The sequence below is a fragment of the Allobosea sp. genome (assembly GCF_048595345.1).
In the GTDB taxonomy this organism is placed as follows: Bacteria; Pseudomonadota; Alphaproteobacteria; order Rhizobiales; family Beijerinckiaceae; genus Allobosea.
Genome location: NZ_JBMDWH010000016.1, coordinates 25,447 through 35,731 on the forward strand (window position 1 = coordinate 25,447; position 10,285 = coordinate 35,731).

Here is a 10,285-nt window from a genome sequence, read left to right on the forward strand (position 1 = left end):
TCCTCGAAAGCCTCAGGCCAGCGCGATACGCACGCGCCGGTTCTGCTTGCCCTTTTTCTCGATATCCGTGACAGCGACAAGGCCGATCTCGGCGGTGTTGCGCACATGCGTGCCGCCGCAGGGCTGCAGGTCGATATCGCCGATCGCGACGAGACGGACCCGGCCCGAACCGCGCGGCGGCTTAACCGACATCGTCTTGACGAGGCCGGGATTGGCGTCGAGCTCCTCGTCGCTGATCCACCGATCGGAGATATCGGCATGGCGGGCGATCAGCGCGTTGAGCTTCTCCGCCACCTCGGCCTTGTCGAGCCCGCCCTCGGGAATGTCGAAATCCAGCCGGCCGTCGCCCTCGCCGATCGAGCCCCCGGTCACGGGATAGGGCAGTACGACGCTGAGCAGATGCAGCGCGGTGTGGATCCGCATGCGCTTGAAGCGCCGCTCCCAATCCAGCACGACCGTGACCGTCTCGCCCGGCTGCGGCACCGGCTGACCTTCGAGAGGCACATGCAGCACGCGGCTCTTGTCCTGCGGGTCGTAAATCGCAGTGCCGATCGCGATCGCGCTGCCATCGGAGCGGCGCAAGCTGCCGGCATCACCCGGCTGCCCGCCGCCGGTGGCGTAGAACACCGTGCGATCGAGTTCGATGCCGCCGCGCTCGTTGACGGCGATGACCGAGGCCTCAGCCTCCCTGAGATAGGCGTCGTCGCGGAAGAGCAATTCTGTCGGCATCGGCATGGTCTCGCGTGCAGGAAGGCGGGCGGGAAGACTGCCTGAAGCGATAGCGCCGCGCCACAGGGCTCGGCGCGGGGCCGAGGCGTGGAGCCTGCACATCTTTCCGCAATCTCTGTGGGTCTATAGTCGCTGCCGGGGAAGACGAGGTCCACCATGGCGCTGCCACGCATGACACCGCAGGACGGTGTCGCCTGGATCACGGGCGCGAGCTCGGGAATTGGCGCAGCCGTCGCGCTGGAACTGGCGCAACGTGGATGGACGGTCACGGCGACCGCCCGGCGCCTCGATCTGCTGGAAGGGCTCGCTCGGAAGTCGGAACATCTGCCGGGCCGGATCGTCGCTCACGCGGGCGACGTGACCGATGCCGCGGCGATGGCCGGCCTCGTCGAGACGATCGAGGCGGTCCACGGCCCGATCGCGCTCGCCTTTCTGAATGCGGGCGTGGCGACGGGCACGCGCGAGCGGGGCAGGGGCTTCGACCTCGCCGCGGCGGAGGCGACCTTCGCCGTCAATGTGCTGGGGGTGCTGCGGTCGCTGGCGCCGGTGCTGCCGGCCATGACGCGCCGGGGACGGGGGCAGATCGCAGTCACGGCCTCGCTCGTCGGCTATCGCGGCCTGCCGGGAGCTGCCGCCTACGGCGCCTCGAAAGCCGCCATGATCCATTTCTGCGAATCGCTGCGCGGCGACTGTGCTGCCGACGGCATCACCCTTCAGGTGGTCAACCCAGGCTTCGTGGTGACGCCGATGACCGAGGGCAACGGCTTTTCCATGCCCTTCCTGATGCCCGTCGAGGCGGCGGCGCGGCGGGTTGCCGACGGCCTGGCCGGCGGCGGCTTCGAGATCACCTTTCCGCGCCGTCTCACATGGCTGCTGAAACTGGCGCGGATCCTGCCCTATCCGCTGTATTTCGCGCTGATGCGGCAGGTCGCGCGCCGGATCTGACCCGGCCCCGTTGCTTCAGCTACCCTTGATCGCGGCAAAGGCCTCCAGCGCCCGCTGCCGGCCGAAGGCGAGATCGACCATCGGCTTCGGGTAGGTCTCGCCGAGTGTGATTCCGGCCGCGCTTAACTCGGCTTTCCTCGCCTCCCAAGGCTGGTGCAGCAGCGAATCGGGCAGCGCCGCGATCTCGGGCACCCAGCGGCGGACGTAATCGCCCTTCGGATCCCAGGTCTCGCCCTGCGTGACGGGGTTGAAGACCCGGAAATAAGGGGCGGCATCGGCGCCTGACCCGGCCACCCATTGCCAGCTCGCCGCATTGTTGGCCGGGTCGGCGTCCACGAGCGTGTCCCAGAACCAGTCCTCGCCGGCGCGCCAGTCCTGCAGCAGATGCTTGATCAGGAAGGACGCGACGACCATCCGGACGCGGTTGTGCATCCAGCCGGTGGTCCACAATTCGCGCAGGCCGGCATCGACCAGCGGCACGCCGGTGCGTCCGCGCTGCCAGCGCCTCAGCGCCTCGTCGTCGCGGTGCCAGGGAAAAGCGTCGAAGCGCGAATCGTAGTTCCGGCTCGCCAGCTCCGGATTGTGGAAGAGCAGGTGATAGGAGAATTCCCGCCAGCCCAGCTCGGAGAGGAATTTTTCGGCGTCCTTGTCCGAGCCCGCGGCCTCTCCCGTCTCGCGCGCCATGGCCAGCGCGTGCCAGATCTGCCGCGGCGAGATTTCGCCGAAGCGCAGATGGGGAGAAAGCCGCGAGGTGCTGCGCTTGTCGGGGCGGTTGCGATCCTCGGCATAGCCGGCGAGCCCGTCGCCGATGAAATCCTCCAGCTGCGCCTGCGCGCCGGCTTCCCCGGGAGTCCAGGCCTCGCGCATCCCGCCGGTCCAGTCGGGCTTTTGTGGCTCGAGGGCGAGATCGGCGAGATCGAGAGCTTGGGAAGCCAGCGCCTTCGGCAGTTTCAACGGGCTGACCCTCGCCGGTGCGGCCAGCGGCTGGCCGGGCTCGCCGCGTTCGCGCGCGGCGCGCCAATAAGGCGTGAACACCTTCATCGGCTGGCCGGCCTTGCTGACCACCTCCCAAGGCTCGTTCAGCAAGTGGCCATTGCAACTGGTCACCGTCACGCCCGCATCCGACAGGGTTTCCTTGATGCGCTTGTCGAGCGTGATCGCGGCCGCCTCGTAGCGCCGCGTCCAGGTGACATGGCTGATTCCGGCGCCCTCGACGACATCCGGCAGAATCGTCGCCGGGTCGCCCCGCATCAGCACCAGTTCCCCGCCCTTGGCGCGAAGCGATTCGAACAATTGCGCCAGCGAACGCGAGAGCCACCAGCGCGCGGCGCCCCCGAGCGGCCGGCGATTCCCGCCCTCGTCGAGAATATAGAGGCACAGAACCTCGCCATCATCGGCGGCGGCGTGCAGCGCCGGGTTGTCGGCGAGGCGCAGATCGTCCCGGAACCAGTGCAGACGGCGTGTCATGAAGCCTCGCGAAACCACCGCGCCTTCCTGCGGGCGCGCCCGAAACCATCTACCGCGCGGACGCGGTTTCGGATCACCGGCAAAGGCGCATGATCGCCTTTTCGCTCCGGATTTTAGGAACGAAAGCTCGTTTTTAGGTGGAGGAGGGCGCCTGTGGCGCGAGGCTCTGAAGAGCTGGCTCCCGGAGCAGGATTCGAACCTGCGACCAATCGATTAACAGTCGATTGCTCTACCGCTGAGCTATCCGGGAACGGTGGCCGGGGTAATAGCGGCGACCGGGCAGGGGCGCAACCCCCTTTTCGCCGGCAATTGACAATCGTCTTCACAGCGTCGCGAAACGGGCCTTGCGGCTTGCAGCCATGCGCGGCTTGTGGTTATTGCGTCGTCGCGGGCAGGCAACGCCGCCTGCGGATGGCCTCGTGGCGGAGTGGTTACGCAGAGGACTGCAAATCCTTGCACCCCGGTTCGATTCCGGGCGAGGCCTCCAATAATCCAGCAATGCCGCAGCAGATCGCCGAAACCTCCGTTCGGACACGAATGAGCTGCGCCTGCGGCAGCATGACGGCGCGCTTGCCTTTTGCGCTGCACTCGAACAGAAAGCTGCCATGATCGGTGCCGATGGGACCGTGCCGGCGGGGCTCCGCGCCCGGCCGCGCGATCGGCGCCCATGTGCCGCTGACGGAGAATTCGGCATGGAAGGTTTTCTCGCGCTTCGCCGCAACATGGTGGACTGCCAGCTGCGGACCTACGACGTCACGGACCGCGCCGTGCTGGCCGCCGCCGACGCCGTGCCTCGCGAGGCTTTCGTGCCGGCGGGCGCGGCGCATCTGGCCTATCTCGACCATCCCATCGCCCTGCCGGGCACGGGCCGCGCGCTCATGGCCCCGATGGTCGTCGCCCGCATGATCCAGACGCTCGATGTCGAGCCGGGCGAAGACGTTCTCGAATATGCCGGTGGCAGTGGCTATGGCGCCGCGCTGATGGCTCATATCGGCGCCAAGGCCGCACTCTGGGAGCCCGAGGAAGCCGCCCGCGCCTTCGCTGCGGACGCTCTGGCGTCCGCCGGCGTCACCGTGCTCGACAAGCCGCCGGCCGCCGGCTCCTTCGACGCCATCCTGGTCGGCGGCGCCTGCGAGATCCAGCCTGCGAGCCTGTTCACGCTGCTGCGCGACGAGGGCCGCCTGGTGGTCGTCGAGGGTGTCGGCCGGGCCGCGCGGGTGCGGCTCTACCAGAAATCCGGCGAGGTGGTGTCGGGCCGCACCGTGTTCGATGCCTACGCGCCCGAACTGCCGGAATTCCGGCGGCCCGCCGCCTTCACCTTCTGATGGTAAGGGTGTCGCATTTTTGCGGCACCTGTGGGTGGAAGCCTGATTGAAACCCGGCATGCGTTGGCGGGCCGGCCTGATCGGGCTATGAAGGATTCTCTTTACTGCCGAGGCTGGGGCGATGCCTGGGCGCGACGTTGAGTGCGCACGAGAGGCGTCCAGTGGACACACGAATCGATAGAACGAAGCTGGCCCTCGCCGCGACAGCGGCCCTGGCCGGCATGCTCGCGGTCGGGCCATCCGGCGCCGCCATGGCGCAGACGATGGAGGCCGCGCTGGCGCGGGCCTACAACGCCAATCCGACCCTGAATGCGCAGCGTGCTTCGGTGCGCGCGACTGACGAAAACGTGCCGCAGGCCCTGTCGGGCTACCGCCCCAGGATCACCGCCTCGGCCGATATCGGCGCCAGCATCACGCAGAGCGAAATTCCGGGCGGCGCGACCTCCTCGCCGTTCCACACCAGCAGCACCTCGAAGCTGGGCCCGCGCGGCGCCGGCGTACAGATCACCCAAAATATCTTCGATTCGGGCAAGACGCGCGCCCAGGTGAGCCAGTCCGAATCGCAGGTGCTCGGCGCCCGCGCGACGCTGCGCAACACCGAGCAGAACGTGCTGCTCGACGCCGCCACCTCCTATATGAACGTGCTGCGCGACACCGCGATCCTCAATCTCAACCGGAACAACGTCGAGGTTCTGGAAGAGCAGCTTCGTCAGACGCGCGATCGCTTCCAGGTCGGCGAAGTAACCCGGACGGACGTCGCCCAAGCGGAGGCCAGCCTGGCCGCGGCCCAGTCTCAGGCGATCCTGGCCGAATCCAACCTCAAGACCTCGGTGGCGCGCTACCGGCAGAATGTCGGCGCCGAACCGCGTCAGCTTGCGCCGGCCCGGCCGGTCGAGGCGCTGCTGCCCAAATCGCTGCCGGTCGCCCTCAATCAGGCGCTGGTCAACCACCCCGCCATCGTCGCCTCCCAGCATGGCGTCGATGCCGCCGAGCTTCAGGTCAAGGTGACCGAGGCCAGCCTCTACCCGGTCTTCGGCGTCACCGGTACCGTCCAGCAGCGCTATGACAGCCAGTATTACGGCGACAACCGCGTCTCTGCCAGCGTGGTCGGCTCGCTGACGATCCCGATTTACGAGGGCGGTCAGGTCTATGCCGCCACGCGGCAGGCCAAGGAAACAGCGGGCCAGCGGCGCATCGAGGTCGACACCCAGCGCGACACGGTTCGTGCCGCTCTGGTCTCGGCCTGGGGCGGCCTGGAGGCCGCCAAGGCGCAGATCACCGCTGCGCAGGCGCAGGTGCAGGCCGCCACCACCGCTCTTGCCGGCGTGCGCGAAGAGGCGAAGGTCGGCCAGCGCACCACACTCGACGTGCTCAACGCCCAGCAGGCGCTGGTCAGCGCGCGCTCCAGCCTCGTCAGCGCCCAGCGCGACCGTGTGGTCGCCTCCTACTCTGTTCTTTCCGCCACCGGGAAGCTCTCGGCGCAAACGCTGCGGCTGAAGGCCGAGGCCTATGATGCGCGCCAGCACTACGACCAGGTCAAGGGCCTGCTCTGGGGCACTCAAACGCCCGATGGCCGTTGAAAGCCGCGCGCGCCACGCCAACGATCGGCGGCAGCGCGGATTTCTCCTGTGGGAGAGGGGCCTGGCAGCTTGTGCGCTGCGAGTCTGATGGAATACTGCCGTTATCGAGCGGCGTTGATTCAATCGGCGCGCGCGCTGTCGAACGGTCCAGACTGTCATGAACGCGCAAGCGAAGCCTAACGAACCGTCGATGGAGGAAATCCTGGCCTCCATCCGTCGGATCATTTCCGACGATGAGGCCAAGCCCGCCGAGGAGGCGCAGGCCCCTGCCGTCGAGCCCGCCCCGGTGGCCGAAGAGCCTCCCGAGCCGGTGCCGCTGGACGAGGACGTGCTCGATCTGGGCTCCGAAGCGGCCTTCATTGCGCCGCCGACGCCGGATCCCGAGCCGGCTCCGGCGCCCGACGACGGCGATTTCGACCTCGATTTCGCGCAGCCCGAACCTCCGCCGGTCATGGCGCTGCCTGAGCCGGAGCCCGCGCCGCTGCCGCCGCCGATGCCCGAGCCTGTCATGGCCGCACGGCCGCAGCCCGCGATGGACATGGCCTCGCTTTTGTCCGACCAGGCGAGCTCCGCCGTGACCAGCGCCTTCGGGCAGCTGGCGAACACGGTGCTGAGCAACAATGCCCGTACGCTCGAAGACCTCGTCAAGGACATGCTCAAGCCGATGCTGAAGGCCTGGCTCGACGACAATCTTCCGACGATGGTGGAGCGTCTGGTGCGCGCCGAGATCGAGCGCGTCGCACGCGGCGGCAGAGGTTAGTTCACCGGAGCGAGAAACGGCATCCGTTTTCGGGGTGATCCGATGGCCCGTCTCGAGCGGTCGGCACTCCCGCGAGACGGCGCTTGTCGTCGCTCGATGCCGGCCGCATGGTGGTGCGGCGCCGGAGCGGCGTTGCGGCGCGGCCTTATCGTAAGCCCGGCCTGAATCAGTTCGGAGGGACGGATGATCGGACGGCTCAACCATGTCGCCATCGCTGTGAAGGACCTCTCGGCCTCGACGGCCCTGTATCGGGACACGCTCGGCGCCCGTGTTTCGCAGCCCCTCCCGCAGCCGGAGCATGGCGTCACTGTGGTCTTCGTCGAATTGCCGAACACGAAGATCGAGCTGCTGGAGCCGCTGGGAGCGGAGTCGCCGATCGCGAAATTTCTGGAGCGCAACGCCGATGGCGGCATCCACCACATCTGCTACGAGGTCGACGACATCATCGCCGCACGCGATCGACTCAAGGAGCAGGGCGCCCGCGTCCTGGGTTCGGGCGAGCCGCGCATCGGGGCCCATGGCAAGCCGGTGCTGTTCCTCCACCCCAAGGACTTTCTCGGCACGCTCGTCGAACTTGAGCAGGCCTGACCGATGTCCGACATCGCCTTTCTCGGCCCGCCGGAGCCGGATTCGCCCCGCCCCTTCAGCGCCGCGACGGTCGCCGCCGGGTTAGTCTTCGTCTCGGGGCATTCGGCGCCGCATGATCCGGCGGCCGGTATCCATCGCGGCGAGACCCCGGCCGAGGAGGTGCGCAACGCGCTGGGCCGGATCGCCGAAATCCTGGGGGAAGCCGGCTCATCTCTCGACCGGGTGGTGCAGATGACGATGCTGATCAGCGATCCGGCCGATTACGCCGCCTGCAACGCGGAATATGTCCGGCATTTCCCGGGCGGATTGCCGGCGCGCCACACTGCCCGTTTCGGCGTGCCGACGCCGGCGCGTGTCGCCTTTTCCTGCATCGCGCTGGCTGGGCGGCCATCATGAGCATCGCGAGCGGGCTCGCCGTCTATTTCGTGATCTGGTGGACGGTGCTGTTCGCCGTCCTGCCCTTCGGCGTGCGCAGCCAGCACGAAGCGGGCGAGACCGTGGCCGGCACCGAGCCGGGCGCACCGGTTCTGCCCGGCCTGCTGAAGAAGGCCGCCATCACATCGGTGATCGCGGCGCTCGTCTTCGCTTTCGTCTGGTATGGCTGGTCGCATTTCGACGTCTGAGGCAGCGTCGGGCGCTGTCTCGATCCGGCAAAAGAAAAAGGCAAGGCTTTCGCCTTGCCTTGTTTAGTGCGCTTATGTCCACCGTATCGGCACACGTCTGAGCGCGTAAGGCTCATATACGGCAGTGCGCTTTTCCTCCCGAGACCTGGTCCGCGGCGCCTTGGTCAACAAAGCGTGCCCAGCGAGGAAATGACTAGCCGATTGTGACGGAGCTGTCACCCATTTGAGCAGGTGCAGCCGCAACTTTTTGCAAATTTAATCTCCGCTGCACTTGTGCAGTGCAACATTCACCGAGTCGCAGACGCCGAAAGCGAAAGGATTGTCCCAGGACAACGCATGCGGTCGTGCGGCAGAAACGAGTCTGCGGCAGGCGCCGGGCCCATCGAGATCGCTTCCGCCGGCGAAAGATGGCGTCACGCACAGTCTCGATAGGGTGCCTTGTTCCTGTCAAAGCTTATGGCTATCGGGGCTAAGGACCGCAGAATCCCTGCGGCGATGGAGATTTTCATGCTGCGCAGCACGTTTGCCGCTCTCGCCTTCCTGGCGTCCCTCGGGCTCGCCCATGCTCAGGCGCCCAAGGCCGATCCGGACAACACGGTGGTGCTGACGACGAAGGACGGCCCGGTCACCATCCAGCTGCGCCCGGATCTGGCGCCCAAGCATGTCGCCCAGATCAAGGCTCTGGTGAAGCGCGGCTTCTACGATGGCATCGTCTTCCATCGCGTGATCGACGGCTTCATGGCGCAAACGGGTGACCCGACCGGCACCGGCACCGGCGGCTCGGACCTGCCTAATATTCCGGCGGAATTCGGCCAGACCCCGTTCAAGGTCGGTTCGGTCGGCATGGCCCGCTCGTCCTCACCGAACTCGGCCAATTCGCAGTTCTTCATCTGCTATGAGGGCTGCGGCTCGCTGACCGGCCAGTACACGCTCTTCGGCGAGGTGGTCTCCGGCATGGATGCCGTCCGCAAGATCAAGAAGGGCTCGTCCGCCAATAACGGCGTCGTCTCGAGCCCCGACAAGATCGTGACCATGCGGATGCAGGCCGACGCCAAGTAAGGCGCCGCGCATGATCGGCCGGGCCGGTGTCATTCTTCTTCTGTTGCTGGTGGCCCAGACCGCTATGGCGCAGCAGACGCATGATCTCGGCCTGCCGCCCCCGTCCGGTTCGCAGAACCCGGTGCTGCCGCCGCCTTCCGGCTCGCAGAACCCGGTTTTGCCGCCGCCGAGCGGGCAGCGCTACGATCCCGGCATCGGCGGTCGCTTCGGCGGGTCCAGCGATATTCCGGGCCTGCAGCAGCGGCCCGTCGGCGGGCAGGGTGCCTTGCGCCGCGGCTCCGGCGAGTTGGGGCTGGTCGGCAGCGTGGCCCCGGCCGAGTCCGCCGACGGTGGAGAGCCTCTCGCCAGGCTCGATGCGATCGGCCCCGCCATTGCCCGCTGCTGGTCGCCGCCGCCCCTGCCGGGGGATTTGACCGGCGCGATGGTGACCGTCCGCTTCAGCCTGCGCCGCGACGGCACGTTGTTCGGCCAGCCGCGCATCGCGTGGGAAACGCGGCGCGGCGATGCCGGCTTTCAGAACATTTTCGCCCAGTCCGCCATCGCGGCGGTCAAGCGTTGCACGCCGATGAGGTTGTCGAAGGACCTCGGAGCGAGTATCGCGGGGCGACCCTTCACCCTACGCTTCCACGGCCGCGTGCCGTCCAACGAAAGGCAGAGCTGATGTCGCTCGATCCGGAAAACACCATCGTGATGGAAACCACCAAGGGCAAGGTGGTGATCCAGCTGCGCCCCGACCTCGCCCCCAAGCATGTCGAGCGCATCAAGCAGCTCGCCCGCGAAGGCTTCTATGACGGCATCGTGTTCCACCGCGTGATCGACGGCTTCATGGCCCAGGTCGGCTGCCCGCACGGCACCGGCACCGGCGGCTCGAAACACCCCGATCTCGCTCAGGAGTTCAATGCCGAGCCGCATGTGCGCGGCATCTGCTCCATGGCCCGCGCCCAGAACCCGAACTCGGCCAACAGCCAGTTCTTCATCGTCTTCGACGACGCCCGCTTCCTCGACAAGCAGTACACCGTCTGGGGCCAGGTTGTGGAAGGCATGGAGAATGTCGACCGCATCAAGCGCGGCGAACCGGTGCGCGATCCCGATTCCATCGTCTCGATGAAGGTGATGGCCGACGCGGCCTGAGCCGTTCGATCAAGGGCGAGCCCTCGTCCTGAGGAGCCGCGCTCGCGCGGCGTCGCGAAGGGCGGTTCCAGTCGATGC

Annotated in this window: 12 protein-coding genes and 2 tRNA genes; 11 read left to right on the forward strand and 3 right to left on the reverse strand. The window is 67.3% G+C overall.

The window, feature by feature from the left end; all coding sequences use genetic code 11:
* Positions 1-12: 12 nt before the first annotated feature.
* Complete coding sequence (locus ACOJTB_RS02085) at positions 13-729, reverse strand: alanyl-tRNA editing protein (RefSeq protein WP_420100859.1); 717 nt, start codon at positions 727-729, stop codon at positions 13-15.
* A 156-nt stretch (positions 730-885) separates the two neighbouring features.
* Here ACOJTB_RS02085 and ACOJTB_RS02090 point away from each other — a divergent pair, with 156 nt between their 5' ends.
* Complete coding sequence (locus ACOJTB_RS02090; RefSeq protein WP_420100860.1) at positions 886-1,674, forward strand: SDR family NAD(P)-dependent oxidoreductase; 789 nt, start codon at positions 886-888, stop codon at positions 1,672-1,674.
* A gap of 15 nt (positions 1,675-1,689) precedes the next feature.
* Here the strand turns inward: ACOJTB_RS02090 and ACOJTB_RS02095 are convergent, their stop codons facing one another.
* Both ACOJTB_RS02095 and ACOJTB_RS02100 read right to left on the reverse strand, forming a co-directional pair.
* Positions 1,690-3,141 carry a cryptochrome/photolyase family protein gene (locus tag ACOJTB_RS02095; protein WP_420100861.1) on the reverse strand — a complete coding sequence of 484 codons (1,452 nt, stop codon included), beginning with the start codon at positions 3,139-3,141 and terminating at the stop codon, positions 1,690-1,692.
* 175 nt (positions 3,142-3,316) lie between these two features.
* A tRNA-Asn gene (locus ACOJTB_RS02100) sits at positions 3,317-3,391 on the reverse strand.
* A gap of 163 nt (positions 3,392-3,554) precedes the next feature.
* On the opposite strand from ACOJTB_RS02100, the gene ACOJTB_RS02105 reads away from it, so the two are divergent.
* The 10 genes from ACOJTB_RS02105 (at position 3,555) to ACOJTB_RS02150 (ending at position 10,207) form a co-directional block, all read left to right on the forward strand.
* Positions 3,555-3,628, forward strand: a tRNA-Cys gene (locus ACOJTB_RS02105).
* A 205-nt stretch (positions 3,629-3,833) separates the two neighbouring features.
* Complete coding sequence (locus ACOJTB_RS02110; RefSeq protein WP_420100862.1) at positions 3,834-4,466, forward strand: protein-L-isoaspartate O-methyltransferase family protein; 633 nt, start codon at positions 3,834-3,836, stop codon at positions 4,464-4,466.
* Between the two features lie 161 nt (positions 4,467-4,627).
* A complete protein-coding gene (locus ACOJTB_RS02115; protein ID WP_420100863.1) occupies positions 4,628-6,046 on the forward strand; it encodes a TolC family outer membrane protein in 1,419 nt (472 codons plus the stop codon).
* Between the two features lie 190 nt (positions 6,047-6,236).
* Positions 6,237-6,806 (forward strand): PopZ family protein, encoded by a 570-nt coding sequence (locus tag ACOJTB_RS02120; RefSeq protein WP_420100864.1) that lies wholly within the window; start codon positions 6,237-6,239, stop codon positions 6,804-6,806.
* Positions 6,807-6,989: 183 nt separating this feature from the next.
* Positions 6,990-7,394, forward strand: coding sequence for a methylmalonyl-CoA epimerase (gene mce / locus ACOJTB_RS02125; protein WP_420100865.1), 405 nt, complete (start codon positions 6,990-6,992; stop codon positions 7,392-7,394).
* 3 nt (positions 7,395-7,397) lie between these two features.
* Complete coding sequence (locus ACOJTB_RS02130) at positions 7,398-7,790, forward strand: RidA family protein (RefSeq protein WP_420100866.1); 393 nt, start codon at positions 7,398-7,400, stop codon at positions 7,788-7,790.
* Positions 7,787-8,017 carry a DUF1467 family protein gene (locus tag ACOJTB_RS02135; protein WP_420100867.1) on the forward strand — a complete coding sequence of 77 codons (231 nt, stop codon included), beginning with the start codon at positions 7,787-7,789 and terminating at the stop codon, positions 8,015-8,017. The genes ACOJTB_RS02130 and ACOJTB_RS02135 overlap by 4 nt, the downstream gene beginning before the upstream one ends.
* Positions 8,018-8,524: 507 nt before the next feature.
* The gene (locus tag ACOJTB_RS02140; RefSeq protein WP_420100868.1) at positions 8,525-9,076 is read left to right on the forward strand and encodes a peptidylprolyl isomerase; all 552 of its coding nucleotides are present in this window, start codon (positions 8,525-8,527) and stop codon (positions 9,074-9,076) included.
* Between the two features lie 10 nt (positions 9,077-9,086).
* Entirely contained in the window at positions 9,087-9,737 is a 651-nt protein-coding gene (locus ACOJTB_RS02145; protein ID WP_420100869.1) for a hypothetical protein, read from the forward strand.
* Positions 9,737-10,207, forward strand: coding sequence for a peptidylprolyl isomerase (locus ACOJTB_RS02150; protein ID WP_420100870.1), 471 nt, complete (start codon positions 9,737-9,739; stop codon positions 10,205-10,207). The genes ACOJTB_RS02145 and ACOJTB_RS02150 overlap by 1 nt, the downstream gene beginning before the upstream one ends.
* The last annotated feature ends 78 nt before the right edge of the window (positions 10,208-10,285 follow it).